General features: G+C 75.0%; 27 protein-coding genes and 2 tRNA genes. 13 read left to right on the forward strand and 16 right to left on the reverse strand.

The window, feature by feature from the left end:
* Positions 1 to 13 precede the first annotated feature (13 nt).
* Positions 14 to 1,708, reverse strand: coding sequence for a DAK2 domain-containing protein (locus tag BJ989_RS13720; protein WP_343049371.1), 1,695 nt, complete (start codon positions 1,706 to 1,708; stop codon positions 14 to 16).
* A gap of 196 nt (positions 1,709 to 1,904) precedes the next feature.
* Between BJ989_RS13720 and rpmB the strand changes: the two genes are divergently transcribed.
* Positions 1,905 to 2,090 carry a 50S ribosomal protein L28 gene (rpmB, locus tag BJ989_RS13725; RefSeq protein ID WP_179518676.1) on the forward strand — a complete coding sequence of 62 codons (186 nt, stop codon included), beginning with the start codon at positions 1,905 to 1,907 and terminating at the stop codon, positions 2,088 to 2,090.
* 63 nt (positions 2,091 to 2,153) lie between these two features.
* On the opposite strand, the gene BJ989_RS13730 is transcribed toward rpmB, so the two are convergent.
* Entirely contained in the window at positions 2,154 to 3,098 is a 945-nt protein-coding gene (locus BJ989_RS13730; RefSeq protein WP_218849474.1) for a thiamine-phosphate kinase, read from the reverse strand.
* Positions 3,099 to 3,262: 164 nt separating this feature from the next.
* Between BJ989_RS13730 and BJ989_RS13735 the strand changes: the two genes are divergently transcribed.
* On the forward strand, positions 3,263 to 3,499 hold the full coding sequence (locus BJ989_RS13735) for an Lrp/AsnC ligand binding domain-containing protein (RefSeq protein WP_028636164.1): 237 nt from the start codon (positions 3,263 to 3,265) through the stop codon (positions 3,497 to 3,499).
* A 29-nt stretch (positions 3,500 to 3,528) separates the two neighbouring features.
* Positions 3,529 to 4,017 (forward strand): DUF3515 family protein, encoded by a 489-nt coding sequence (locus BJ989_RS13740; protein WP_179518678.1) that lies wholly within the window; start codon positions 3,529 to 3,531, stop codon positions 4,015 to 4,017.
* 4 nt (positions 4,018 to 4,021) lie between these two features.
* Here the strand turns inward: BJ989_RS13740 and BJ989_RS13745 are convergent, their stop codons facing one another.
* Entirely contained in the window at positions 4,022 to 5,194 is a 1,173-nt protein-coding gene (locus BJ989_RS13745; protein ID WP_179518679.1) for a D-alanine--D-alanine ligase, read from the reverse strand.
* A 31-nt stretch (positions 5,195 to 5,225) separates the two neighbouring features.
* Between BJ989_RS13745 and BJ989_RS13750 the strand changes: the two genes are divergently transcribed.
* Positions 5,226 to 6,311, forward strand: coding sequence for a trans-sulfuration enzyme family protein (locus tag BJ989_RS13750; protein ID WP_179518680.1), 1,086 nt, complete (start codon positions 5,226 to 5,228; stop codon positions 6,309 to 6,311).
* Between the two features lie 13 nt (positions 6,312 to 6,324).
* Here the strand turns inward: BJ989_RS13750 and BJ989_RS13755 are convergent, their stop codons facing one another.
* Both BJ989_RS13755 and BJ989_RS13760 read right to left on the reverse strand, forming a co-directional pair.
* Positions 6,325 to 7,326 carry an NAD(P)H-dependent glycerol-3-phosphate dehydrogenase gene (locus tag BJ989_RS13755; RefSeq protein ID WP_343049372.1) on the reverse strand — a complete coding sequence of 334 codons (1,002 nt, stop codon included), beginning with the start codon at positions 7,324 to 7,326 and terminating at the stop codon, positions 6,325 to 6,327.
* Entirely contained in the window at positions 7,323 to 8,096 is a 774-nt protein-coding gene (locus tag BJ989_RS13760) for a lysophospholipid acyltransferase family protein (RefSeq protein WP_343049373.1), read from the reverse strand. The genes BJ989_RS13755 and BJ989_RS13760 overlap by 4 nt, the downstream gene beginning before the upstream one ends.
* A gap of 195 nt (positions 8,097 to 8,291) precedes the next feature.
* Between BJ989_RS13760 and cofC the strand changes: the two genes are divergently transcribed.
* On the forward strand, positions 8,292 to 8,942 hold the full coding sequence (cofC, locus tag BJ989_RS13765; protein ID WP_179518681.1) for a 2-phospho-L-lactate guanylyltransferase: 651 nt from the start codon (positions 8,292 to 8,294) through the stop codon (positions 8,940 to 8,942).
* Between the two features lie 73 nt (positions 8,943 to 9,015).
* Here the strand turns inward: cofC and BJ989_RS13770 are convergent, their stop codons facing one another.
* The 3 genes from BJ989_RS13770 to leuC form a co-directional block, all read right to left on the reverse strand.
* On the reverse strand, positions 9,016 to 10,002 hold the full coding sequence (locus BJ989_RS13770; RefSeq protein ID WP_179518682.1) for an HU family DNA-binding protein: 987 nt from the start codon (positions 10,000 to 10,002) through the stop codon (positions 9,016 to 9,018).
* A gap of 122 nt (positions 10,003 to 10,124) precedes the next feature.
* Positions 10,125 to 10,730: a 3-isopropylmalate dehydratase small subunit gene (gene leuD, locus BJ989_RS13775; protein WP_179518683.1), complete on the reverse strand. Its 606-nt coding sequence runs from the start codon at positions 10,728 to 10,730 to the stop codon at positions 10,125 to 10,127.
* The gene (leuC, locus tag BJ989_RS13780; protein ID WP_179518684.1) at positions 10,730 to 12,163 is read right to left on the reverse strand and encodes a 3-isopropylmalate dehydratase large subunit; all 1,434 of its coding nucleotides are present in this window, start codon (positions 12,161 to 12,163) and stop codon (positions 10,730 to 10,732) included. Before leuC ends, leuD begins: the two co-directional genes overlap by 1 nt.
* A 129-nt stretch (positions 12,164 to 12,292) precedes the next feature.
* On the opposite strand from leuC, the gene BJ989_RS13785 reads away from it, so the two are divergent.
* The gene (locus BJ989_RS13785) at positions 12,293 to 13,015 is read left to right on the forward strand and encodes an IclR family transcriptional regulator (protein WP_179518685.1); all 723 of its coding nucleotides are present in this window, start codon (positions 12,293 to 12,295) and stop codon (positions 13,013 to 13,015) included.
* 40 nt (positions 13,016 to 13,055) lie between these two features.
* Here the strand turns inward: BJ989_RS13785 and BJ989_RS13790 are convergent, their stop codons facing one another.
* From BJ989_RS13790 to BJ989_RS13820, 7 genes are all read right to left on the reverse strand, one after another.
* The gene (locus BJ989_RS13790; protein ID WP_179518686.1) at positions 13,056 to 13,538 is read right to left on the reverse strand and encodes a methylated-DNA--[protein]-cysteine S-methyltransferase; all 483 of its coding nucleotides are present in this window, start codon (positions 13,536 to 13,538) and stop codon (positions 13,056 to 13,058) included.
* Between the two features lies 1 nt (position 13,539).
* Positions 13,540 to 15,105, reverse strand: coding sequence for an AlkA N-terminal domain-containing protein (locus BJ989_RS13795; RefSeq protein WP_179518687.1), 1,566 nt, complete (start codon positions 15,103 to 15,105; stop codon positions 13,540 to 13,542).
* Between the two features lie 140 nt (positions 15,106 to 15,245).
* A tRNA-Glu gene (locus BJ989_RS13800) sits at positions 15,246 to 15,318 on the reverse strand.
* A 102-nt stretch (positions 15,319 to 15,420) separates the two neighbouring features.
* Positions 15,421 to 15,492, reverse strand: a tRNA-Gln gene (locus tag BJ989_RS13805).
* Between the two features lie 13 nt (positions 15,493 to 15,505).
* Complete coding sequence (locus tag BJ989_RS13810) at positions 15,506 to 16,585, reverse strand: CPBP family glutamic-type intramembrane protease (RefSeq protein ID WP_179518688.1); 1,080 nt, start codon at positions 16,583 to 16,585, stop codon at positions 15,506 to 15,508.
* A gap of 24 nt (positions 16,586 to 16,609) precedes the next feature.
* Positions 16,610 to 18,094 (reverse strand): glutamate--tRNA ligase, encoded by a 1,485-nt coding sequence (gene gltX / locus BJ989_RS13815; protein ID WP_179518689.1) that lies wholly within the window; start codon positions 18,092 to 18,094, stop codon positions 16,610 to 16,612.
* On the reverse strand, positions 18,094 to 18,903 hold the full coding sequence (locus tag BJ989_RS13820) for a fumarylacetoacetate hydrolase family protein (protein ID WP_179518690.1): 810 nt from the start codon (positions 18,901 to 18,903) through the stop codon (positions 18,094 to 18,096). The genes gltX and BJ989_RS13820 overlap by 1 nt, the downstream gene beginning before the upstream one ends.
* 32 nt (positions 18,904 to 18,935) lie before the next feature.
* Here BJ989_RS13820 and BJ989_RS13825 point away from each other — a divergent pair, with 32 nt between their 5' ends.
* The 4 genes from BJ989_RS13825 to BJ989_RS13840 all read left to right on the forward strand — a co-directional run bounded on the left by BJ989_RS13825 (position 18,936) and on the right by BJ989_RS13840 (position 22,255).
* Positions 18,936 to 19,847, forward strand: coding sequence for a 3-methyladenine DNA glycosylase (locus tag BJ989_RS13825; protein WP_343049375.1), 912 nt, complete (start codon positions 18,936 to 18,938; stop codon positions 19,845 to 19,847).
* 10 nt (positions 19,848 to 19,857) lie between these two features.
* Positions 19,858 to 20,115, forward strand: coding sequence for a hypothetical protein (locus BJ989_RS13830; protein WP_179518691.1), 258 nt, complete (start codon positions 19,858 to 19,860; stop codon positions 20,113 to 20,115).
* A gap of 38 nt (positions 20,116 to 20,153) precedes the next feature.
* Positions 20,154 to 20,420 (forward strand): hypothetical protein, encoded by a 267-nt coding sequence (locus BJ989_RS13835; RefSeq protein ID WP_343049376.1) that lies wholly within the window; start codon positions 20,154 to 20,156, stop codon positions 20,418 to 20,420.
* 527 nt (positions 20,421 to 20,947) lie between these two features.
* On the forward strand, positions 20,948 to 22,255 hold the full coding sequence (locus BJ989_RS13840) for an HNH endonuclease signature motif containing protein (RefSeq protein ID WP_179518692.1): 1,308 nt from the start codon (positions 20,948 to 20,950) through the stop codon (positions 22,253 to 22,255).
* Between the two features lie 694 nt (positions 22,256 to 22,949).
* Here the strand turns inward: BJ989_RS13840 and BJ989_RS13845 are convergent.
* A complete protein-coding gene (locus BJ989_RS13845; protein ID WP_179518693.1) occupies positions 22,950 to 23,528 on the reverse strand; it encodes a TetR/AcrR family transcriptional regulator C-terminal domain-containing protein in 579 nt (192 codons plus the stop codon).
* Positions 23,529 to 23,644: 116 nt separating this feature from the next.
* Between BJ989_RS13845 and BJ989_RS13850 the strand changes: the two genes are divergently transcribed.
* From BJ989_RS13850 to BJ989_RS13860, 3 genes are all read left to right on the forward strand, one after another.
* Positions 23,645 to 24,298: a biotin transporter BioY gene (locus BJ989_RS13850; protein ID WP_179518694.1), complete on the forward strand. Its 654-nt coding sequence runs from the start codon at positions 23,645 to 23,647 to the stop codon at positions 24,296 to 24,298.
* Positions 24,299 to 24,363: 65 nt separating this feature from the next.
* Positions 24,364 to 24,990 (forward strand): energy-coupling factor ABC transporter ATP-binding protein, encoded by a 627-nt coding sequence (locus tag BJ989_RS13855; RefSeq protein ID WP_343049377.1) that lies wholly within the window; start codon positions 24,364 to 24,366, stop codon positions 24,988 to 24,990.
* Positions 24,987 to 25,598 (forward strand): CbiQ family ECF transporter T component, encoded by a 612-nt coding sequence (locus tag BJ989_RS13860; protein WP_179518695.1) that lies wholly within the window; start codon positions 24,987 to 24,989, stop codon positions 25,596 to 25,598. Before BJ989_RS13855 ends, BJ989_RS13860 begins: the two co-directional genes overlap by 4 nt.
* The last annotated feature ends 1 nt before the right edge of the window (position 25,599 follow it).

The following is a 25,599-nucleotide window of genomic DNA, read 5'->3' on the forward strand; positions in this document are numbered from 1 at the left end:
CGTGCAGCCTGCCCTACTCCACCGACACGAGCAGGGGGTAGCGCTCCTGGCCCCCGTGGTAGACCGCGACGTCGACGGTCGGGTGACGCTCCTCGAGGTGGGCGAGCGTCGCGGCGCGCAGCCCGGGTGCGGCGTCGGCGCCGGTCACGACCGTGACCAGCTCGCCGCCACCGCCGAGCAGCCGGTCGAGCACCTCGGCCGCGACCTCCTCCAGCCGCTCCCCCACCACCACGAAGTCGCCGGCGACCACGCCGAGCACGTCGCCGGGCTCGCACGGCCCGGCCGAGGTCATGGCGCGGCGGGCCGCGACCGTCACCGCGCCGTGGCGGGCGTGGCGCGCGGTCGCGGTCATCTCGAGCACGTCGGAGTCGAAGGCGCGGCCGGGCTCGTGCACGGCCAGCGCGGCGAGTCCCTGCACCTGCGCGTGGGTGGGGATCACCGCGACCCGTACACGACCGGACTCCTCGGCCGTGCGCGCGGCGATCTCGGCGGTGCGCACCGAGTCGGGGTCGTTGGGCAGGACGACCACCTCGCCGCTGCCGCAGCCGGTCACCGCCTCGAGCAGCTCGCCCGTCGACGGGCGGCGACCGGGGCCACCCTCGACCACCACCGCGCCCCCGTCCTCGAAGAGCCGGCGCAGCCCCGGTCCCGCCGCCACCGCGACGACCGTCCGCGCCCGGGCCGGCACCTGCGCCGGGGCCGTCGCCGGGGACGGGACCGCCGCGTGGCGGGCCTGCTGGGCGAGCTGCTCGGCGAAGTGGGTCACGCGCACCCGGTGGGGTCGACCGGCGCGCAGCCCGGCCTCGAGCGCGGCGCCGACGTCGTCCACGTGGACGTGGACGTTCCACAGCCCCTGCCCGCCCACGACGACCAGCGAGTCGCCGAGCGGGGCCAGCTCGCGGCGCAGCGTGGCCACGGCGTCGTCGCCGGGGTCGACGGTGTCGAGGAGGTACATCACCTCGTAGGACGGGCCGTCGGGGTCGAGACGGTGGTCGGGCGGTGCGTGCCGCGGTGCCGGGATGCGGTGGCCCCGCACGCCCCCGGGCGCCACGGGACGACGCCCGGTCAGGGCGGTCTCGGCGGCGTCGAGCAGCACGCACAGCCCCCGTCCGCCCGCGTCGACGACGCCCGCCTCGGCGAGCAGCGGCAGCTGCTCGGGCGTGCGGGCGAGCGCCTCCCGCGCGGCGGCCGCGGCGGCGACGTAGACCTCCCGGCTGCGCGCGTGCGGGTCCGCGGCGGCCGCGACGGCGGCCTCGGAGGCGGCCCGCGACACCGAGAGGATCGTGCCCTCGACCGGGGTGCCGACGGCCGCCCAGCTCGCCTCGGTCGCGGCTGCCATCGCCTCCGCGGTGACCTGGGCGTGGCGCTCGCCCGCGGCCGCCTGGCCCAGGCGCCGGCACACGGCGCCGAGCATCTGGGCGAGGATCACGCCGGAGTTGCCGCGCGCGCCGAGCAGCGCTCCGCGGGCCATCGCCGCCAGCGCCGGGGCGAGCGGGGCCTCGGCGTCGCCGCCGGTCGCCTCCAGCAGCGCGTCGCGGGCGGAGGAAACGGTGAGGAACATGTTGGTGCCGGTGTCCCCGTCGGGCACCGGGTAGACGTTGAGCGCGTCGATCTCCTCACGGGCGCCGCCGAGGGCGTCGGTCGCGAGCTCGACGAAGCGCAGCACGACCGCGAGGGAGATGCCGCCGCCGGTGGGGACCTGCTCCACGCGCGCCTCCTCCTCGGAACGGCCGGGGCCTGTGCCGCCGGTGCGGCGCCACGGTAGCGGGCGAGCGGGGTCGGTCCGCGGATTCGCCCGCGGCCTGACGCGTCCGTTACAGTGCTGCGGTTGCCCGAGCGTCGCCCCGTGACGCCTCTGCCGGGCCCCCATGACCGACACCGATCCACCACCACCAGGAGCTCCCGTGGCCGCCGTCTGTGACATCTGCGCGAAGAAGCCGGGCTTCGGCAACAACCGCCCGTGGTCCCGCAAGATCACCAAGCGTCGCTTCAACCCCAACATCCAGCGCGTGCGCGCCAAGGTCGACGGCACCCCGAAGCGCCTCAACGTCTGCACCGGCTGCCTCAAGGCCGGCAAGGTCACCCGCTGACCTGACGCACCACCTCGACGAGGCCCCCACCGCACCGCGGTGGGGGCCTCGTCGCGTCGGCTCTCAGAAGTGGGTCCAGCCGGTCGGCCCCTCGTGCGAGGCACCGTCGACGGTGACGCCGCTGCCCTCCCCCACGCTCCCGACGGCCCGCCAGCCCGGCGGCAGCGATGCGGCGTCGGGGAAGGTCGCGAGCAGGGCGTGGTCGTCACCCCCGGCGAGCACGAAGGACACCGGGTCGGCGCCGAGCGCCGCCCCGACGGCGTGCAGCGGCTCGGCGACCTCGAGCGCGTCGGTGCGGACGTCGATCGCCACCCCCGAGGCGGCCGCGAGGTGGCCCGCCTCGGCGAGCAGCCCGTCGGAGACGTCGACCATCGCCGTCGCGCCGGCGCGGGCCGCGGCCGGCCCCGCGTCGTACGGCGGCTCCGGACGTCGGTAGGCCTCCACCAGCGCGCGCGGCGAGCGGAAGCCGCGGCCCAGCACGGTCAGCCCGCCGGCCGCCCAGCCCTGGCGCCCGGCCAGCGCGAGCACGTCGCCGGGCGCGGCGCCACTGCGCAGCACCGGCGCCTCCGTGCAGGCCCCGAGCACGGTCACCGCCACCACGAGCTGGTCGCTGCGGGTCAGGTCGCCGCCGACGACGCTCGCCCCGACCTGCGCGCACTCGGCAGCGAACCCGCGGGCGAAGCCCAGCGCCCAGGCGACCGGCAGGTCGGCCGGGGCGGCCAGGCCCACGGTCAGCGAGTGCGCGCGGCCACCCATGGCGTTGACGTCGGAGAGGTTCTGCGCGGCGGCGCGGTGCCCGACGTCCTCGGCGCTCGCCCAGTCGCGGCGGAAGTGGCGGCCCTCGACGACCAGGTCGGTCGAGACCACGACGTGCCCCGTCCGCACCCGGAGCACGGCGGCGTCGTCGCCCGGCCCGACCAGCACGTGCTCACCCTGCTCGAACAGCGACGCCAGGGCGCCGATCAGGGGGAACTCGCCGGCGTCGGCGACGGTGGCGTCGGCGGGCAGGTCGGGCAGCAGCGGGTCCGCGGCGGGCATGGCCCCATCCCACCACCCGGGGGCCGCGGTCGCCCGGCCGGGCCGCTGCGGGCGGGGCCGCCATCGGGTGTCGCGTGCGACCGCCGTCACGGTAGGTTGTGCCCGCCCGCAAGCCCCGAGGTTGAGGAGTCACCGTGGTCGTCCAGGCGTACATCCTGATCCAGACCGACGTCGGCAAGGCCGCCGAGGTGGCCGCCGCCATCGCCCAGGTCAAGGGCGTCACCCTCGCCGAGGACGTCACCGGCCCCTACGACGTCATCGTGCGCGCCGAGGCCCGCAACGTCGACGAGCTCGGCAAGCTGGTCGTCTCCAAGGTGCAGAACCTCGACGGCATCACCCGCACCCTCACCTGCCCGGTCGTGCACATCTGAGGGTGCGCCCACCCCGCGCTGCGCGCCCCGTGCCCGTCCGGGCCCGGGGCGCTCGCGCGTCCGCGGCGCTGCTGGCGCCGCTGACGCTCGTCGGCTGCGGCGGCCCGGTCGAGCTCGGCGCGCCGCCGGAGCTGCCGCGCGCGGACGCCGCGGCCTGCGCCGACCTGCTCGCCGCGCTGCCCGACACCCTCGGCGACCTCGAGCGGCGCGACGTCGAGCCCGCGGCGGCGCGCGGCGCCGCGTGGGGCGACCCCGCGGTCGTGCTGACGTGCGGCGTGGGGGTGCCCGAGGGCTTCGACGCGTTCTCGCCGTGCGAGGAGGCCGACGGCGTCGGGTGGTACGCCGCGCCCGTCGCCGCCTACGAGGACCCCACCGCCGACGTCGTGCTCACGACGGTGACGGCGGAGCCGCGGCTGCGCCTGGAGGTGCCGGGCAGCCAGCGACCGCCGGCGGGCTACCTCTCCCGGCTGGCCCCGCTGGTGCGGGAGCACCTGCGGGCCACCGGGCCGTGCGTCTGACCCCTCAGCGCAGGCCTGGGGCGCGCTCGAGCGCCACCGTCACGAGGTGGTCGACCAGCGCGGGGTAGTCCACGCCGCTGGCGGCCCACACCTGCGGGAACATCGAGGTCGGCGTGAAGCCGGGCATGGTGTTGATCTCGTTGACCACGAGCTCCCCGCCGGGCAGCACGAAGAAGTCGACCCGGGCGAGGCCCGAGCAGCCGACCGCCTCGAAGGTGCGCACGGCGAGTGCCTGCAGCCGGGCGACGACGACGTCGTCGAGGTCGGCGGGCAGGTCGACCTCGGTCGCCTGGCCGGGGAGGTACTTCGCCTCGAAGTCGTAGAAGTCGTGCCCCTCCCCCACCCGGATCTCGGCCGGCACGCTGGTGCGCAGCGCGCCGTCGGCGTCCTCGAGCACCCCGCACTCGACCTCTCGGGCGTCGACGGCACCGGCCTCGACGAGGGCGGCGGTGTCGTGGCGCAGTGCCTCGTCGACGGCGGCCGTCAGGTCGGTCCAGGCGGTCACCTTGCTGATGCCGATGCTCGAGCCGCCGCGCAGGGGCTTGACGAAGACCGGGAGGCCCAGCGCCTCGGCGCGCGAGGCGCAGCCGGCGGCGTCGTCGGCCCAGGCGCGGGCCGTCACGGTGCGCGAGGGCAGCACGGGGAGCCCGGCGGCGGCGAGCACCACCTTCATCGACGCCTTGTCCATGCTCACCGCGGAGGCGAGCACCCCGGCCCCGACGTAGCGCAGGCCGACCATCTCGAGCAGGCCCTGCAGGGTGCCGTCCTCGCCGTAGGGGCCGTGCAGCAGCGGCAGGACGACGTCCACCGGACCGAGCGAGCGGGGCCCCTCGGGGTCCTCGGTCAGCACGAGGGCGGCCCCTCCGGCCAGCGGCGCCAGCGCGACGGCCGGGCGGGTCGGGTCGACGGCCGGCAGGGAGCCGTCGTCGCCGAGCGCGAGGCGGCTGGGGTCGTCGGTCTCCAGCACCCACCGGCCGTCGGTGGCGATGCCCAGCGGCACGACGTCCCAGCGCGCGCGGTCGAGGGCGCTCAGCACGCTGCCGGCGGTCACGCAGGAGATGCCGTGCTCGCTCGAGCGGCCGCCGAAGACGACCGCGACGCGGGGCCGCGCCCGGCCGGCGGGGTCGTCGGGCTCGCCGCCGGTGACGGGGCCGGGGTGGGCCGAGGGCTCGTTCACCGCGCAGACCCTACCGGCCTAGGGTGGCCGCATGAGCGACGCCGTACCGACCGGACCCGCCCGTCGCGCCGCGACGGTCGCGGTGCACGCGGGACGTCCCCCGCACACGAGCGACCAGCCGTTCAGCACCCCGGTCACCTTCGCCTCGACCTACGTCGCGGGCGGCGAGCTCGAGTACGGCCGCTACGCCAACCCGACCTGGACGGCCTTCGAGGACGCCCTGGGCGCGCTCGAGGGCGGCCGGTGCCTGTCCTTCGCCTCCGGCATGGCCGCGGTGACGACCGTCCTCGACCTCGTCGGGCTCGGCGCCAAGGTCGTCGCGCCGCGCCACGGCTACACCGGCACCGTGATGGCCCTCGGCGACCTCGAGTCGCGCGGGCGCCTCACGGCCGAGCTCGTCGACGTCACCGACACCGCGGCCGTCGTCGCGGCGTGCGACGGCGCCGCGCTGGTGTGGCTGGAGTCGCCGACCAACCCCGCGCTCGAGGTGGCCGACGTCGCGACGATCACCGCCGCCGCCCACGAGGCGGGGGCCTACGTCGTCGTCGACAACACCTTCGCCACCCCCGTGCTGCAGCGCCCGCTCGAGGACGGCGTCGACCTCGTCGTCCACTCCGTCACCAAGTACGTCGCGGGGCACAGCGACGTGCTCATGGGCGCGGTGTGCACCCGCGACGAGGAGCTGCACCGCGTGCTGAAGGGCCGCCGCGACCTCGTCGGGGCCGTGCCCGCCCCCATGGAGGCGTTCCTGGCCCTCCGCGGCCTGCGCACGCTGCACCTGCGCGTGGAGCGAGCCCAGGCCAACGCCGCGGAGCTCGCCCGCCGCCTCGCCGACCACCCGGCCGTCGCCGAGGTGCGCTACCCCGGCTTCGGCGGGATCGTGTCGATCGTCGCCGAGGGCGGGGCGATCGCGGCCGACCTGCTCGTGCACAAGACGTCGCTGTGGGTCCACGCCACCTCGCTCGGCGGCGTCGAGTCGACCTTCGAGCGCCGGCGCCGCTGGCGCGCCGAGGCGCCCACGATCCCCGAGGGCCTGGTGCGGCTCTCCGTCGGCATCGAGGACGTCGAGGACCTCTGGGAGGACCTCCGCGGCGCCCTCGACGACCTGGTCACCTGAGCCCGTCGCTCGCTCAGTCGGTCTCGGCCTTGGTGTCGCGGGCGATGAAGGCCGCCATCATCTCGGGGGCGGTCATGCCGCCGCTGACGACGGCGTCGACGTGCTCGGCTATCGGCGCGTCGACGCCGGTCTGCCGGGCCAGCGCGAGCAGCGAGGAGCACGACTTCGCGCCCTCCGCCACCTGGCGGGTGGAGGCGTAGATGTCGTGCGTGGTCATCCCCTGGCCGAGCTTCTCCCCGAAGGTGCGGTTGCGCGAGAGCGGCGAGGAGCACGTCGCCACGAGGTCGCCCAGCCCGGCCAGGCCCATGAGCGTCAGGGGGTTGGCGCCCAGCGCCATGGCGAGCCGGGCGGTCTCGGCCAGCCCGCGGGTGATGAGCGAGGCGGTCGTGTTGTCGCCGAAGCCCAGGCCGACGGCCATGCCCACGCTGAGGCCGACGACGTTCTTGTAGGCCCCTCCCAGCTCGCACCCGAGCACGTCGACCGAGGTGTAGGGCCGGAACGCCGGCGCGTGCACGAGGCTCTGCAGCTGGCGGGCGACCGACTCGTCGGCGCAGGCGACCACCGAGGCGGCCGGCTCGCGCCGCGCGATCTCGCGCGCCAGGTTGGGTCCGCTGACCACGGCGATGCGCTCGGGACCGGCACCGGTCACCTCCGCGACCACCTCGCTCATCCGCTTGAGCGTGCCGAGCTCCACTCCCTTCATCAGCGAGACCATCGGCGCGCTGGACGGGATCGCCGGCGCCCACACCTCGAGGTTCTCGCGGAGGGTCTGCGAGGGCACCGCCAGCACCACCACGTCGGCCCCGGCGAGGGCCTCCTCGTGGTCGACGGTCGCGCGGACCTGGGGCGGCAGCTGCACGCCCGGGAGGTAGTCGGCGTTCTCGCGCGTCTCGTTGATCGCGGCGCACACCTCGGCGCGCCGACCCCAGACGGTGACGTCGTTGCCGGCGTCGGCGAGCACGAGCGAGAACGCCGTGCCCCAGGAGCCCGACCCCATCACGCAGACCTTCGTCACGCCGTGCCCTCCTCGCGTCGCGCCTGCTTGTGCGGGTTGCCGATCTCGCCCACCCCGCGCTGCCGGGGGTCGAAGCGCTCGGCGGGCGGCTCCTCACCGCGCACGTCGGCCACCAGCGCGGTGATCGCGTCCATGATCAGGTCGGTCGCGCGCCGCAGTGCCTCCGCGGTCGGCGGGCCGTCGGGCAGCGAGCCGAGGTCGACCGGGTCGCCGACCTTGAACGTCACGGTGCGGCGCGGCAGCAGCCGCGGCCGGGTGGAGTAGGGCGGGAGGATCTCCTGGGCTCCCCACTGCCCGACGGGCACGACCGGGCACCCGGTCGCCAGCGCGATGCGCGCGGCACCGGTCTTGCCGGTCATCGGCCACAGGTCGGGGTCGCGGGTGATGGTGCCCTCGGGGTAGACGACGACGCACTCCCCGGCGCGCACCGCCGCGACGGCCGCGTCGTAGGCCCCGACGGCGTCGGCGCTGAGCCTGGCGACGGGGATCTGGCCGAGCGAGCGCAGGAAGCCGCCGAGGACGGGGTTGCGGAAGAGTCCCGACTTCGCGAGGTAGCGCGGGAGCCGGCCGTGGTCGTAGACGAAGTGGGCGGTGAGCAGCGGGTCGACGTGGGAGATGTGGTTGAGCACCAGCACGCAGCCGCCGCCGGCGGGCAGCTTGTCGCCGTCGATCCACCGCCGGCGCGTCCCCGGGACGAGCACCGGCTTGAGGATCGAGGCGGCCACGACGAAGGGCCACCCGCGCTTGCGCTCCAGCTTGCGGACCCTCACGACACCCCGTTCGTCCCTCCCGGCGCCCGGGGCAGGCCCGCACGCGACGCACCGGGCGGCACGTCGGGGTGCAGGCTACTCGTTCAGCTCCCCCGGCGGCGTCCGCCCGAGCCCGGCGGGGCGGCGCCGGGTCGGGCACGGGTCGTGCACGAGGCGGGTGCGGGGCGGCGCACGACCGGTTGGCAGGATCGGCGTGTGCCCGAGACGCCCCCGCCCGCCGACGCCGGCCCCCCGCGCGGCGTCACGGTGCTGGTGCCGGTGAAGCCCCCGGCGCGCGGCAAGTCGCGGCTCGCCGGCCTGCCCGACGAGGAGCGACGCGAGCTGGCCGCGGCGTTCGCCCTCGACACGGTCGCGGCTGCGCTCGCCACGCCCAGCGTCGAGCACGTCCTCGCCGTCACCGACGACTTCCGCTTCGCGGCCGAGCTGGCGCAGGCGGGGTGCACCGTCCTGCCCGACGGCGCCGGCGAGGACCTCAACGCCACCCTCGCGCAGGCCGCGGCGGAGGCGGGTCGACGCTGGCCGGGCACGGTTCCGGTCGCGCTGTGCGCCGACCTGCCGGCCCTGCGCCCCGAGCACCTCGGCGGCTTCCTCGCGGCCTGGGACGGCCGGGGTCCGGCCTTCGTCCCGGACGCCCTCGGCACCGGCACCACGGCGTACGCCGCCCCGCTCGCCGTCTTCGACCCGCGCTTCGGCGCCGGCTCGCGGGAGGCCCACCTGGCGGCCGGCGCGCGGGAGCTGGCGGGGCCGTGGCCCGGGCTGCGCCAGGACGTCGACGACGCGGGCGACCTCGGGCGGGCGCTCGTGCTCGGCGTCGGTCCGCGCACGGCGCGCGCTGCGGGTCGCTGACGCGGCGGACGCCCGACGCACGACGGCCGTGCACCACCGCGCGGGGGCGGCGGGCACGGCCGGTCGGCGGGGCTCAGCTGCCGGTAGAGCTGCTGTCGCTGCCGGAGGAGCCGGTCGACGAGGTGGTCGAGGAGGCCGAGCTCGTGGACGAGGCCTCTTTCGCGGGGGCGTTCTTCGCCGTGCTGCTCGAGGAGGCCTTCTTCGCCGTCCCGCTCGACGACGCCTTCTTCGCCGTCCCGCTCGACGACGCCTTCTTCGCCGTCCCGCTCGACGACGCCTTCTTCGCCGTCCCGCTCGACGACGCCTTCTTCGCCGTCCCGCTCGACGACGCCTTCTTCGCCGTCCCGCCCGACGACGCCTTCTTCGCCGTCCCGCCCGACGACGCCTTCTTCGCCGCGCCGCTCGACGACGCCTTCTTCGCCGCGCCGCCCGACGACGCCTTCTTCGCCGCGCCGCTCGACGACGTCTGCTTCGCCGCGCCGCTCGAGGAGGCCTTCTTCGCCGTCCCGGTCGTGGTGGTCTTCTTGACGGGGGCGGGCTTCTTCGCGGCCCTCGTCGGCGCCGTCACGGTCTCGGCCGCCTGCTTCGCGGTGGTCTTCTTCGCGGTCGTCTTCTCCGCGGTGGTCTTCTTCGCCGGGGCCGCTGTCGCCTTGCCGGAGCCGCGGCCGGCGCCGGTGGCCTTGCCGGCCACGCTGGTCGCGGCGGCGGCGGCAGCACCCGCGGTCGCGGTCGCCTTCTTGGCCGCGGCGGCGGGAGCCGTGACGGTGAGCTTCGGCAGCTTCTTGGCGCCGGAGATGACGTTCTTCAGGTCGGCGCCGGGTGTGAACTTCGGCACGGCGGTCTTCTTCGCCTTGACCCGCTCACCGGTGCGCGGGTTGCGCACCCAGCGCGCCTCGCGCACCCGCTTCTCGAACGAGCCGAAGCCGGTGATCGCGACCTTCTCGCCCTTGGCGACCTCGCGGGTGATGGTGTCGAGGACCGCGTCGAGCGCGTGCGCGGCGGCCTTCTTGTTGCCCTCGTAGCGCTGCGCCAGCGCGTCGATCAGCTGGGTCTTGTTCACGTGACGTCCCTTCCGGTGACTTCCGCGGGTCGAGCCCGTGCCCGACGTCCTGCAGGCACGCTAGGGACTCTGCACCGCGCCCACAACGACCGCTCACCCGTGTCCGGCGCCCCCGACGGCCCTCAGGTGCGCTGCGTGACCGGCTTCCACGCGGGTCGACGCGCCTCGAAGGCGGCGATGTCGTCGTCGTGGCCCAGCGTGATGCCGATGTCGTCGAGGCCTTCGAGGAGGCGCCAGCGGGTGTAGTCGTCGATGTCGAAGGAGTCCTCGACCGCCCCGTCGCCGCTCCCGGCACGCACGGTGCGCGACTCCAGGTCGAGGGTCACCTCGGCCCCGGGCTGCGCCTCGAGCAGGTCCCACAGCCGCTGCACGACCTTCTCGTCGACCTGGGCTGCGAGCAGGCCGGCCTTGCCGGCGTTGCCGCGGAAGATGTCGGCGAAGCGCGACGACACGACCGCCTTGAACCCGTAGTTCTGCAGCGCCCACACGGCGTGCTCCCGCGAGCTGCCGGTGCCGAAGTCGGGGCCCGCCACGAGCACCGACCCCGCGGCGTACGCCGGGTGGTTGAGCACGAAGTCCGGGTCGCTGCGCCACGCGGCGAACAGGCCGTCCTCGAACCCCGTGCGCGTCACCCGCTTGAGGTAGACGGCCGGGATGATCTGATCGGTGTCGACGTTGCTGCGCTTCAGCGGCACGCCCACGCCGGTGTGGGTGGTGAACTTCTCCATCAGTTGCTCCCGGCGGTGCTCAGCGAGCCCAGCGGCTCGAGGTCGGCAGGCGAGGACAAGGTGCCCCGCACGGCGGTGGCCGCGGCGACGGGCACGGACACGAGGTGGGTGCGACCGCCCTTGCCCTGACGGCCCTCGAAGTTGCGGTTGGACGTGGAGGCGCTGCGCTCCCCCACGGCCAGCTGGTCGGGGTTCATGCCGAGGCACATCGAGCACCCGGCCCCGCGCCACTCGGCGCCCGCCTCGGTGAAGACCGTGTGCAGGCCCTCCTCCTCGGCCTGCAGGCGCACCCGCACGGAGCCCGGCACCACGAGCAGGCGCGTGTCGGGCGCGACCTTGCGACCCTTGATCACCTCCGCGGCGAGACGCAGGTCCTCGATGCGGCCGTTGGTGCAGGAGCCGACGAAGACGGTGTCGACCTTGATGTCGCGCATCGGCGTGCCGGACTCCAGCCCCATGTAGGTGAGGGCCTTCTCGGTGGCGACGCGGTCGTTGGGCTCGTCGAAGTCGTCGGGCGAGGGCACCGACGCACCCAGCGGGACCCCCTGGCCGGGGTTGGTCCCCCACGTGACGAAGGGCGTCATCGTGGAGGCGTCGAGCACGATCTCGGCGTCGAAGACCGCGTCGTCGTCGGTGCGCAGGCTGCGCCAGTGCTCGACCGCGGCGTCCCAGTCGTCGCCCGTCGGGGCCTCGGGGCGGCCCTGCAGGTAGTCGAAGGTGGTCTGGTCGGGGGCGATCATCCCGGCCTTGGCGCCCCACTCGATCGACATGTTGCACACGGTCATCCGGCCCTCCATGGAGAGCTCCTCGATGGCCTGGCCGCGGTACTCCACGATGTAGCCCTGCCCGCCGCCGGTGCCGGTGTGGGCGATGAGCGTGAGCACGAGGTCCTTGGCGGTGACGCCGGCGGGCAGGCTGCCCTCGACCGTCACGGCCATCGTCCTCGGCCGCGACTGGGTCAGCGTCTGCGTCGCCAGCACGTGCTCGACCTCGGAGGTGCCGATGCCGAACGCGATCGCGCCGAAGGCGCCGTGGGTGGAGGTGTGGGAGTCACCGCAGACGATCGTCATGCCGGGCTGGGTCAGCCCCAGCTGCGGCCCGACCACGTGGACGATGCCCTGCTCGACGTCGCCGAGCGGGTGCAGCCGGATGCCGAACTCCTCGGCGTTGCGGCGCAGCGTCTCGACCTGGGTGCGCGACACCGGGTCCGCGATCGGCTTGTCCCAGTCGAGGGTGGGGACGTTGTGGTCCTCGGTCGCCAGCGTGAGGTCGGGCCGGCGCACGCGGCGACCGGCGAGCCGCAGACCGTCGAACGCCTGCGGCGAGGTGACCTCGTGGAGGAGGTGGAGGTCGACGAAGAGGAGGTCGGGCTCCCCCGGAGCGCTGCGGACGACGTGCTCGTCCCAGACCTTCTCGGCCAGCGTGCGACCCATGCCTCGTCCTCCCGCGCGGTGCGGCCGCGGCCGGGGCCGCGGCATCGTTGCCTCGATGCGTCGCCGGATGTGGCGACGGCCATCAGGTTACCTCTTGCATCCCATGATCTGAGACGTCAATATTGCTATATGGACAACAGCAGCGGGGTCGGCGTGCTCGACAAGGCGGCCCTGGTGCTCGCCGCGCTGGAGTCGGGCCCGGCCACGCTGGCCGGCCTCGTCGCCGGCACCGGGCTGGCCCGCCCCACCGCACACCGTCTCGCGGTGGCCCTCGAGCACCACCGCCTCGTGGCCCGCGACATGCAGGGCCGCTTCGTGCTGGGCCCCCGCCTCGCCGAGCTCTCCGCCGCCGCCGGCGAGGACCGGCTGCTGGCCGCGGCCGGTCCGGTGCTGGCCCGGCTGCGCGACATCACCGGGGAGTCCGCGCAGCTGTGGCGGCGCCAGGGCGAGCACCGCGTCTGCGTCGCGGCGGCGGAGCGTCCCTCGGGGCTGCGCGACACCATCCCGGTGGGCTCGCAGCTGACGATGCGCGCGGGCTCGGCCGCCCAGGTGCTGCTCGCGTGGGAGGACCCCGAGCGCATGCACCGCGGCCTGCAGAACGCCGCCTACTCCGCCACCGCGCTGTCCGGCATCCGCCGCCGCGGCTGGGCGCAGTCGGTCGGCGAGCGCGAGCAGGGCGTCGCCTCGGTCTCCGCGCCGGTGCGTTCCCCCAGCGGCAAGATCATCGCCGCGGTCTCGGTCTCCGGGCCGCTCGAGCGCCTCTCGCGCCAGCCCGGCCGCATGCACGCCCCCGCCGTGCTCGCCGCCGCCGAGCGGCTCTCCGAGTCGCTGCGCCGCGCCGCAGCGGAGTGAGGGGCCCGCGACCGCGCCTGCGAGGTCGCACGCCGACGCCTCAGAAGAGCGCGCCCTGCTCCAGCTGCAGCAGCGTCTGCTTGCGCGCCATCCCACCGGCGTAGCCGGTGAGGGTGCCGTCGGCCCCGATCACCCGGTGGCACGGGATGACGACGGGGATCGGGTTGCGGCCGTTGGCCGTGCCGACCGCCCGCGACGCGGCGCCGGTGTGGCCCAGCCGCCGCGCCACCTCGCCGTACGACGCGGTGCGGCCGTAGCCGATCCGCTGCAGCTCGGCCCACACGCGTTGCTGGAAGTCCGAGCCGACCGGTGCGAGCGGGAGGTCGAAGTCGGTGAGCTCGCCGGCGAAGTAGGCCTGCAGCTGCCGCACCGCCTCGGCGAGCACGGGGTGGTCGTCCTCGCGGTCGCCGATCGGCCGGCCGCCGGCGGCGTCGCGGAAGGGCGAGAACTCGATGGCCGTGAGAGCGCCGTCGCGCTCCACCACGCGCAGCTCGCCGATCGGCGAGTCCAGCGTCGTCCACATCTCAGGCTTCCTCTCGTGCGCGCCGGGCGTCGGGCTGGGCGTCGGGCTGGGCGTCGGGCTGGGCGTCGGGCTGGGCCGGCACCACGGTGTGCCACAGGTGCAGCAGGGCGTAGGAACGCCACGGCCGCCACGCCTCGCTGCGGGCGGCGGCCGCCGCGGGGTCGCCGGGCTCGCCGAGCGCCCGCAGCGCATTGCGCACGCCGACGTCGCCCGGCAGGAAGACGTCGGGGTGGCCGAGGGCGCGCATCGCGACGTAGTCGGCCGTCCAGGGCCCGATGCCCGGCAGCGCGAGCATCGCGGCGCGCACGTCGCCGCGGTCGCTGCCGCCGTCGAGGGCGACCGTGCCGTCGGCGAGCGCCGCGCAGAGGGCGACCAGGGCCCGACCGCGCGCCCGCGGCATCGGCAGCGTCTCCGGGTCGACCACGGCCAGCGTGGCTGCGTCGGGGAAGAGGTGCGTCAACCCCGCCACGCCGAGGTCGACCCGGCGTCCGTGCGCGGCGACGACCCGTGCGGTGACGGTGCGGGCCCCGACCACGCTGACCTGCTGGCCCACGACCGTGCGCACGGCGGTCTCGGCGCCGTCGACCTGACCGGGCACCCGCAGCCCGGGGGTGCGGGTCACGAGGGGGGCGAGGAGCGGGTCGGCCCCCAGGGCCGCGTCGACGGCCACCGGGTCGCAGTCGGCGTCGAGCAGCCGCCGCACGCGCGCCACCGCGGCCCCGGTGTCGCGCAGGTCGGTCAGCCGCAGCGTCGCCACGACGTACGCCGTGCCGCCCGGCTCGACCTCGTCGACCGGCGCCTCGAGGCGCACCGCGCCCGGGCCGTGCGGCAGGTCGAGGGTGCGGGCGTACCACCCCGGTCCGGCGGTCTCGACGCCCGGCACCACGTGGTAGGCCAGGAAGTCGACGAGCGCACGGGCCGCGAAGGGGGGGCGCACCGCGAGCCTCACCGGGAGCGTGCCGGGGGACGACGACCCGGCGGGCCCTCCGGCCCGGCGACGCCCGCGCAGCTCGGTCGGGGTCGCGGCGTAGACCTCGCGGACGGTGTCGTTGCACTGCCGCACGCTGGCGAAGCCAGCGGCGAAGGCGACGTCGGCCACGCGCAGGTCGGTGGTCTCGAGGAGCGTGCGCGCGGTCTGCGCCCGTCGGGAGCGGGCGAGTGCGAGCGGGCCGGCTCCGAGCTCGGCGACCAGGACGCGGCCGAGGTGGCGGGGGGTGTAGCCGACGCGGCGGGCCAGGCCCTCGACGCCCTCGCGGTCGACCACGCCGTCGGCCACCAGCCGCATGGCGCGGCCGGCCACGTCGGCGCGCACGTCCCAGCCCGGGCTGCCCGGTACGGCGTCGGGCAGGCAGCGCTTGCAGGCGCGGTAGCCGGCCGCCTGTGCCGCTGCCGCCGTGGGGAAGAACGCGACGTTGCCCTGCGCCGGCGTGCGCGCCGGGCAGGAGGGCCGGCAGTAGATCCCGGTCGTGCGCACGGCCGTGCAGAAGACGCCGTCGAAGCGCCGGTCGCGGCTGCGCACGGCGCCGTAGCGGGCGTCGTCGTCGAGCGCGGCCAGGTCGGTCGTCATGACCCCATCCTGCCGGAGCGGGGCGGCCCGCACTGGCGGGAACCGGACACGGCCGTGGACACCACCACGGGGACCTGCACCGCACACTCGCGGGCAAACGCAGCAGGGCCCCGGTCTCCCGGGGCCCTGCTGTCCGTGCGTACCCCCGACCGGATTCGAACCGGCGCTACCGCCTTGAGAGGGCGGCGTGCTAGGCCGCTACACAACGGGGGCATTGCTGCTCCGACCTGCGCTGACGCGGCCGTCGCAACGGTTCGGAACCTTAGCCTCGACGAGGGCCCCGCACCAAATCGCAGTCGTGTGACCGCGATCTCGCTGGGATACTAGGACTCGAACCTAGACTAACTGAACCAGAATCAGTCGTGCTGCCAATTACACCATATCCCACAGCATCGGCCCCTCACGCTGCCGCGTGCGGGACCGGGTGTGAACCATACACGCGTCCGCGCGACGCGATCAAAACGGCCGGGTCGCACACCGTCCGCAGGCCCATCAGGCGGGCGACGCCGACCGCGAGGCCGAGGTAGACCAGCGTCCGGACGACCGTCACGGGCACCATCCACCAGCTGCTCTCCCCGGGGCTCAGGGCACTGCCGAGCTCGCCGAGGGAGATGGCGACGCCGAAGGCCAGCAGGTTGTTGAGCACGTGCATGGCAATGGCCGCCTCGAGGCCGCCGGTGAGCACGACGAGCAGCCCGGCCAGCAGGCCGAAGGCGAAGCGGTCGATGAAGACGGGCGCGTCCTGCGCCCCGTGGGCGAGGGCGAAGAGCAGCGCGGGCACGACCACGCAGGCCGCGGCCGTGACCCGCCGCCCCGCCGGGCCGGTGCCCCGGCCGCCGAGCAGGCCGCCGACGGCCTGGGTGACGTAGCCGCGGAAGAGGTACTCCTCGCCGGCCGCCTGGAGCGGGGTGAAGAGCAGCGCGACCAGCAACAGGTCGCGGGTGGCGTCGGAGAACCCCTCGAACTGCGGCGTCTGCTCGGTCTCGGCCAGGCCCGGCAGCAGCGCACCCATCACGACGGTCACGAGGAGCGCAACGAGGGCGAGGCCCAGGCACACCGCGAAGTAGCCCCACCGCATCCGGGGTGCCACCGAGGTGGTCCACCGCGGCCGCAGCCCGTGCAGCCAGCGGGTCAGGGCCCAGGTCAGCGGGATGAAGAGCGCCAGCGACGTCAGCAGGTAGCTCAGCGATAGCGGGCCCGGGTCGTCGAAGGCGGTCAGCGCCGAGAACGTCTCCCCCGCCCCCTGCCCGAGCAGCAGCCCGCCCGCGACGAAGACCAGCATCCACACCAGGCTGAGCCCGAAGAACGCGACGGCGCACACCAGCAGCCCCACCAGCGGCCGCCACGCGCCGAGGTGACCGGCGCGGTGCAGCTCGTGGAACGGCAGCGGCGGGTAGAGGTCGACCGGCGGGCCCGCCGGGCCGGGGGTGGACGCGGCGGGCGGGCCCCCGGCGTACGACGGGTGGTGGGCGGTGCTCACACCGCCATTGTGCCGACCCTCCGGTCAGGCGCCCGGGGTCTCCGCGGGCGTGCTCGTGGCGGAGGCGAGGCGGGCGAGGCTGCGCTCGCGTCCGAGGAGCTCCATCGACTCGAAGAGCGGCGGGGAGATGCGGCGGCCCGTGACGGCCACGCGCACCGGGCCGAAGGCGACCCGCGGCTTGAGGCCGCGCTCCTCGACGAGGGCCTCGCGCAGCGCCGCCTCGATGGCCGCGGTGCTCCACTCCGGCAGCGCTGCGAGCGCGTCGTGGGAGGCCTGCACGACCGCGCGACCCTCCTCGGTGAGCACCTTCTCGACCTCGGCGGGGTCGCGCGTGAAGGACTCCTCCTCGGTCAGGAGGAAGCCGAGCATCTCGGGGGCCTCGGTGAGCTTGTTCATGCGCTCGGCCACGAGCGGCACCGCCTGCCCGAGGACCTGCAGCTCGGCCTCGGTCGGCGGGTCGGAGAGGACGCCCGCACCCTGCAGGAACGGCACCATGCGGGCCGTGAGGTCCTCGGCGCCCAGCAGACGCATGTGGGAGGCGTTGATGGCCTCGGCCTTCTTCAGGTCGAAGCGCGCGGGGTTGGGGTTGACGTCGCCGATGTCGAAGGTCTCGACCATCTCCGCGAGCGTGAAGACGTCGCGGTCGGCGGCGATGGCCCACCCGAGGAGCGCGAGGTAGTTGAGCAGGCCCTCGGGCAGGAAGCCCTGCTCGCGGTAGAGCGCCATGTGGGCCTGCGGGTCACGCTTGGACAGCTTCTTGTTGCCCTCGCCCATGACGTAGGGCAGGTGACCGTAGGCGGGGGTCTGCTCCGCGACGCCGATCGCCTTCAGCGCCTCGAAGAGCGCGAGCTGGCGGGGGGTGCTGGAGAGCAGGTCCTCGCCGCGCAGGACGTGGGTGATCGCCATCGTGGCGTCGTCGACGGGCGCGGTGAGGGTGTAGAGCGGGTCGCCGTTGGCGCGGCAGAGCGCGAAGTCGGGCACGAACGCGGTCTCGAAGGTGATCTCGCCGCGGACCAGGTCGTCCCAGGTGATCGAGCCGTCCGGCATCCGGAAGCGCACGACGGGGCGGCGGCCCTCCGCGCGGAAGGCGGCGACCTGCTCCTCGGAGAGCTCGCGGCAGAAGCCGTCGTAGCCCATGACCTTCGAGCCGGTGGCCTTGCGGCGCGCGTCGACCTCGTCGGTGGTGCAGTAGCAGTCGTAGGTCGAGGAGGTCTCGCGCAGGCGCGTCAGCACGTCGGCGTAGAGCTCGCTGCGCTCGGACTGGCGGTAGGGCCCGTAGGGGCCGCCGACCTCGACGCCCTCGTCCCAGTCCAGGCCGAGCCAGCCGAAGAGGTCGACGAGCGAGGCGTAGGACTCCTCGGTGTTGCGCTCCTTGTCGGTGTCCTCGATGCGGAAGACGAAGGTGCCGCCGTGGCGGCGCGCGAACGCCCAGTTGTAGAGCGCGGTGCGGGCCAGGCCGACGTGGGGCGAGCCGGTGGGGCTCGGGGCCATGCGGACGCGGACGGTCATCAGCGGGACGCCACCTTGTTGGTCAGGGAGCCGATGCCGGCGACGGTCACCTCGACCTCGTCGCCGACGGCCATCGGACCGACACCCTCCGGGGTGCCGGTGAGGATGACGTCGCCGGGCAGCAGCGTCATCACGCTGGTCACGTGGGCGACCAGGGTGGGGATGTCGAAGATCAGGTCGGCGGTGCTGCCGTCCTGCACGAGGTCGCCGTTGAGGTGCGTGGTGATGCGCACGCCGTCGGCGAAGGTCTGCGGGTCGAGGTCGGTCTCGATCCACGGCCCGAGGGGGCAGAAGGAGTCGAAGCCCTTGGCCCGGGTGAACTGCCCGTCCTTGCGCTGCAGGTCGCGGGCGGTGACGTCGTTGGCGACGGTGTAGCCGTGGATGACGTCGGTCGCCTTCTCGGGCGGGACGTCGCGGCAGATCCGGCCGATGACGACGGCGAGCTCGCCCTCGTAGTGCAGCTCCTCGGTCTGGCGGGGGTAGTGCACCGGGTCACCGGGGCCCACCACCGCGGTGTTGGGCTTGAGGAACATCAGGGGCTCCTCGGGCAGGTCGTGGCCGAGCTCGGCGGCGTGGGCGGCGTAGTTGCGGCCGATGCCGACCACCTTGCTGCGCGGCAGCACGGGGGCGAGCAGCCGCACGTCGGCGAGCCGGTGCTCCTGCTCCAGCAGCTTCACCCCCACGTAGAGCGGGTCGCCGGCCAGCGCCACGACGACGCTGTCGTCGGCGGGCTGGCCGAGCTCGTCGACCTCCCCGGTGACGACGCCGTACATCGGCTCTTCTCCCGTGGTGAACCTCGCGATGCGCACCGGTCGAGACTAGCGACCTACGATCGGTGCCCGTGACGGCGGAGGTGCGGGCGGCAGCGGGCGTGCTCGAGCCCGACGCGTGGCGCGCCCTGGCCGACGCGCACGCCGCGCGCGTCGACGCCCTCGTCGCCCCGCACCTCGAACGGCGACGGTCGGGAGTGCCGCACCCCGTGCACGACTTCCTCTTCACCTACTACTCCCAGCGGCCGGCCCAGCTGCGCCGCTGGCACCCGGGCTTCGGCACCGGGCTCGCGGACGCCGAGGAGCACGGCACGCTCAAGGGGTACGCCGTGCGCGACGGGGTCGCGGCCGTCACGGCGGAGCACGTGCGGGCGCAGCGGCCCCTGCTGGTCGCGCTCGCGCGGCTGCTGCGGGCGACGGCGTCGCGCGCCCCGGCGTACTCCTGCTTCGGGCTGCACGAGTGGGCGATGGTGCACCGATCCGCCGAGCACGGCACGCGCCACCCGTGGCCGCTGCGGCTCGGCGCGGACGCGACCGACGCGGTGGTCGAGTCGCACCGGGTGACGTGCTCGCACTTCGACGCCTTCCGCTTCTTCACGCCGTCGGCCCGGCCGCTCAACACCCTCTCCCCCGGCCGCGACGACCGCGACGCCTTCGAGCAGCCGGGGTGCCTGCACGCCGGGATGGACCTCTACGGCAAGGTTGCAGTCAGGTTGAGTCCGATGATCTGTTCGGACTTGGTTGCTGATGCGTTCGAACTAGCCTGGGACATCAGGATCTTGGACATGCGGGCGGCCCCTTACGACATGACTGGCATCCGGCTCGATCCCACCGGGGACGAATGGACTCCAGTCAAGATCGAGACTCCAGAAGGCAAGGCGGAGTACGTCAGGCTTCAGCGCGAGTTCTCAGGGCGCGCTGCGCCGATCCGTCAGCGACTCATCGAAGAGTGCGAGCGCCTCCTCAGCGCGACTGGCGTGTGATGATGCCGACATGAAGTTCGCCGTCGCCGCTCTCGCGATGTACCTGCTGCTAGGCATGGCGTTCGCGATGGCAACCCTGCCGGACCAGATGTACTACTGCCCGGACCCCTCGTCTCCTTCCGGAGAGGTGGGCTACGGGGGCCTTGACGCTCCCCCACGCCCCGACTGCCACGCGACCGTCACCAACGGCGATCGGGCGCAGTGGATCGCGTTCGCAACACCCACCTGGCTTCCTCTGATCGTCGCCAAGGGACTCTCGAACGACTGAGGACCGGCGCGACCGGTGTCTGCAGACTTCGCCTCTGCATGGACCTCTACAAGCACGCCTTCCGGCTCACGCCGATGGTCGCCTCCGACCTCGTCGTCGACTGCTTCGAGCTGGCCCGGGACATCCGCGAGCTCGACATGCGCGCGGCGCCCTACGACCTCGCCGACCTCGGCTACGCGCCGGTGCGGATCGAGACGGCCGAGGGCAAGGCGGAGTACGCCGCTGCCCAGCGCGCCTTCGCCGAGCGGGGCGCACCGCTGCGCGCGGCCCTCCTCGTGGAGTGCGAGCGGTTGCTCGAGGTCTGACGCACCGGGCGCTGGTCGTGCCGGGGCTCGGTGAACCGCCCCAGGGGCGCGCGCCGGGCTCGTGTCGAGGGGTCGCGCGCTGGGCTCGTGTCGAGGGGTCACGCGCTGGGCTCGCGTCGAGGGGTCACGCGCTGCGCTCGCGTCGAGGGGTCACGCGCTGGGCTCGCGTCGAGGGGTCGCGCGCTGGGCATGCGTCAAGGGGTCGCGCGCTGCTCTGGTGTCGAGGGGTCACGCGCTGCGCTGGCGTCGAGGGGTCACGCGCTGCGCTGGCGTCGAGGGGTCACGCGCTGCGCTGGCGGCGAGGGGTCACGCGCTGGGCTCGCGTCGAGGGATCACGCGCTGGTGCACACGGGTCGTCGGGGGGTCGCCCAGAGGCCCTCTCGACACCCGCACCCGACCCTCGTCAGACGCCGGTCTGCGCCACTTCCAGTCCACAGGCGACCGTCATGGATCCGTTCTCCACAGGCCGATCCGGGCCCCCGCGGAGTCGGGCGGGACTGTCGGTGGCAGGTGGTTGAGTAGGCGGCATGGCAGACCACCGCGACCACGCACCGCAGCACCCGCTGCTGGTCGCGCTGGCCTGCCTCGACACCGACCTCGACCACGCCTCGGGTACGCCGACCTGGTCACTCACCGCCAACGAGGCAGAGGCCGCCCTGGTCGAGCTCGCCAAGTGTCGTGCCCGCCTCGCCGCACTCGAGCTCACCACCGTTGCTGCTGCGGACCGGGCTGGTGTCGGTGACGCCACGGGTGCGACGTCTACGGGGGCGCACTGGGCCAGGCTGACCCACCAGACCCGGGCGAAGTCAGTCGCCACCGTCCGCCACGCTGCGGCGCTCGAGGCACGCCACTGCACCGTGTTGGCCGCGATGAGCGCCGGGGTGGTGTTGCCCGAGCAGGCCGAAGTCATCACCCGCGCGGTCGACGCCCTGCCGGTGGACCGGGTCGGGGCCGCAGTGGTCGACGCCGCCCGCGCCCACCTCCTCGAGCTGGCGGCCATGTTCGACGCGGTCGAGCTGAAACGACTCGGCGACCGCATCCTCGACGTCGTCGCACCCGACATCGCCGACGACGTCGAACGCGACCGCCTCGAACGCGAAGAAGCAGCAGCAGCCGCGGCAGCCAGCTTCACGATGACCCGCGACGGCCACGGCAAGGCGCATGGGCGGTTCACGATCCCGGTCGCGGAAGCCGACATGCTCGCCACCGCCCTCGACGCGCTCACCGCGCCCCGTCACCACCACGCCACCCACGGCACCGACCCGGTGCCGGTCGATCAGCACGGCGACCGGGCCCCCCGACCGCTACGACGCGGGCAGGCATTCTGCGAATACATCCGCACCCGCCACCACGCCGCCGCCACCACCGCGACCCAGGCCGGTGGAGTGGACGCGACCGTCACCGTCACCCTGGACCTCGCACAGCTCACCGGCACCGGCCCCGGGGCCGACGCACCGGCCACCCTGTCGACCGGCACCCGGATCACCGCCGCGAAAGCCCGCCTGTGGGCGTGCGGTGCTGGGATCGTGCCCGTCGTGCTCGGCGGAGCCTCGCAGCCCCTCGACGTCGGGCGGACCCGGCGGTACTTCACCAAGACCCAACGCCTCGCCCTCGCACGCCTCCAGGGCGGGTGCACCGCCGACGGCTGCGACTGGCCGCCCTCGATGTGCCACGCCCACCACCGCACCCCCTGGCATGCCGGCGGCAACACAGACCTCACCGACGGCTACCTGCTCTGCCCCAGACACCACGCCCGCGCCCACGACCCCGCCTACGAGACCACCTACCACCGCCACCGCGTCACGTTCGCCCGCACCCGACCCATACGGACCTGAGCCGAGGCGACGCAACCAGACCCACCAACGCCGACACCGCGTACCCGCGCATGGCTGTGCGAACGGTCCGATTCGGCACGGGCCGCCGACCCCCTAGACCACCAGCCCGCTGCCAGCGCGCGACCCCTCGGCGCGTGCGCAGCGCGCGACCCCTCGGTGCGTGCCCAACGCGCGACCCCTCGACACGAGCCCAGCCCGCGACCCCTCGACGCGAACCCCACGCGCGACCCCAACGCGCGACCCCTCGACGCCAGCCCAACACGCGACCCCTCGAAGCATGCCCAGCCCGCGACCCCTCGACCGAGCTCACCCGGGCCAGGCCGAGGACTCCCGGCGACCCCCAGACCTGCTCCGCTGTTCGAACAGGTGTTCTAACCTGGGTCGGTGGCGGGCGCGGGAGGAGCAGGTGGGCGGCGGCGGGCCGGCGCCCCGGCGAGCGCCCCGCCGACGCCTGGAGCGCGGCGCCCGGCCGCCGCGGCCTGGGCCAGCCTGTCCCCGGGCGCACCGCCGCCGGGGTCGCCCGCGCGGCACTGCTGGGTCACGGCGCCGGTCGACGGACCGACGCCGCGCCCGGGCCTGCTGCTCGAGTGGCGACGCGCCGAGCGCGGTCGGTGGGAGGGCCGGGTCGTCTACGCCGCTGAGCTGCGCCCAGGCCGCTGGGCAGCCGTGGAGGAGTGGGTGCCTGCTGAGCTGCTCACCGCTCGCTGAGGCTGCGCTCCCCCACCCGCAACCGGATGCCGTCGACCACCAGCGTCAGCCCGGCGAGGAAGTCCGATCCCTCCCGCGGCCCGTCGGCGATCGCACCCGCGCTGCCGGCCTGCAGGTGCGTCTGCTCCTCCACCGCGTGACCGTAGGTGAAGTGCAGGAGGGTGCGGGCGGCAGTCGGCACGAGGGAGGCAGGCAGGCCGGAGGTGTCGAGCGCGTCGACGAGGGCGTCGTACGGCGCGTGGGCACCGAGGCCGAAGGCGGAGACCGTCGCGACGAGCTCCGCCCCGTCGCGGTAGGCGAGCACGGACTCGCGCAGCCCCGCACACGTCGCGAGGACCCGCTCGTCCCAGGGTGCGTCCACCCCCGGGAGCGGGCGAGCGCCGCGCACGAGCAGCTCGTCGGCGACGAGCCCGAGGAGCGTCTGCTTGTCCGGCACGTGGTGGTAGAGCGCACTGGGCTGCACGGACAGCTCGGCGGCGAGCCGGCGCATGGTCAGGTCGGCCAGGCCGTAGCGGTCGAGGACGTCGAGCGCCCGGGAGACGACGTCGGCGCGGCGGTGGACCATGGTGCTCCTCACACGGGGTGGACCGGCGGAGGGCCCTACCCTAACCTGAACGCCGTTCAGCCCACCCCGGCGCCCGCCCCGGCGCGCCGCTCCCCGACACCGCACGAGGACGCCCCGTGACCAGCTCCCCCAGCAGCCGACCCGCCGGCCGCACCGCCCGCCGCAGCCCCGCCACCGACGTGGCGCTGATCGCCGGCTTCGCCGCCCTCGTCGCGGTCTGCGCGATCCTGCCCGCCATCAAGGTGGGCGCGGGCCTCGTGCCGATCACGCTGCAGACCTTCGCGGTGCTGCTCGCCGGCGCGGTGCTCGGGCCCGTGCGCGGCTTCCTCGCCGTCGCGCTCTACGTCGTCGTCGGCGCCGCCGGTCTGCCGGTCTTCTCCGGCGGCGCGGCCGGGCTCGGCGTGCTGGCCGGCCCGACGGCGGGCTACCTCCTCGGCTTCCCGCTGGCCGCCGGCCTGTGCGGCCTGCTGGTCTCGCGGCTGCCCCGGCGCAAGCTGGCCAGCGTGCCGTTGGTCTTCGCCGCGGGACTGGTGAGCTCGGCGCTGTTCATCCACACGCTCGGGATGGCCGGCCTCGTGCTGCGTGCCGACCTCACGTGGGCGCAGGCCTTCGACGTCGACAAGGTCTTCTGGATCGGCGACGTCCTGAAGAACGTCGCGATGGCGCTGGTGGCGACCGCGGTGCACCGCGCCTTCCCCGACCTGCTCGGGCGCCGCGCCCCGGCCACGAGCGCGACCCCCGCCACCGCACCCGCCGGGTCGGCGTCCTGACCTCGGACGGGATCCGGCTGAAGGCGGTCACCGTCCGGCTCCCGACGGCCGACGGCGACGTGGCGGTGCTGCACGAGACGTCGCTGCACCTGACCGAGCGCAGCACGGCGCTCGTCGGCCCCAACGGCTCGGGGAAGTCGACCCTGGCCCGCCTCGTCAACGGCCTCGTGACGGCCACGACGGGACGGGTGCTGGTCGACGGCCTCGACGTCGCCCGCGAGGGCGCCGAGGTGCGCCGGCGCGTCGGCTTCGTCTTCACCGACCCCGCAGCGCAGCTCGTGATGCCCACGGCGGTGGAGGACGTCGCCCTCTCCCTGCGCCGGCGCCACCGCGACCGCGCACAGCGGCGCGCGGCCGCCGAGGCCGTGCTCGCCGCCCACGGCCTCGCGGGGCTCGGCGACCGCAGCGTGCACTCCCTCTCCGGCGGCCAGCGGCAACTGCTGGCCCTGGCCGGCGTGCTGGCGACCGACCCGTCGGTGCTGGTGGCCGACGAGCCGACGACGCTGCTCGACCTCGGCAACGCGCGCCGCGTCGGCGACCTGCTGCTCGGGCTGCCGCAGCAGCTCGTGCTGGTCACGCACGACCTCGACCTCGCCGCCCGCTGCGAGCGCGCACTGCTCGTCGACGCCGGCCGCGTGGTCGCCGACGGCGCGGCGCCCGACGTCGTCGCGCACTACCGGGCCACCGCGTGAGCGCGAGCCTCCTCGGCGCCTACCGCCCCGGCACCACCTGGCTGCACCGGCTGAGCGCCGGGTCCAAGCTGGCGGCACTGCTCGTCGGTGGCACGGCCGTGGTCGTGGCCCGCGGCCCGCTCGTCGCCCTGGTCGCCCTCGCGGTCGCGGTGGTGCTCTTCGTGGCCAGCGGCGCCGGCCTGCGCCGCGCGCTCACCACCCTGCGCGGGCTGCTGGTCGTGGTGGTCCTCCTCGGCGCCTTCCAGTGGTGGCAGCACGGGTGGGTGCGCGCGGTCGAGCCGGTCGCCGAGCTGCTGGCGCTCGTGCTGGCCGCGACCGTCCTGACCGTCACCACCCCGGTCGACGAGGTGCTCGACGTCGTCGGCCGAGCGGCGCGGCCCCTGCGCCACGTCGGCCTCGACCCGGCGATGGTCGGCCTCGCCTTCGCGCTCGTGGTGCGGGGCATCCCCACCACCCTCGACCTCGCCGAGCAGACCCGCGACGCCGCTCGCGCGCGCGGCCTCGCCCGCGACCCGCGCGCCCGACTCGTGCCCCTGGTGCTCCGCGTGGTGGCCCACGCCCGCCACACCGGCGACGCCCTGCACGCCCGCGGCATCGGCGACGACTGAG

Origin of the sequence: Nocardioides perillae, from assembly GCF_013409425.1 — a bacterium.
GTDB classification, from domain to species: domain Bacteria; phylum Actinomycetota; class Actinomycetes; order Propionibacteriales; family Nocardioidaceae; genus Nocardioides; species Nocardioides perillae.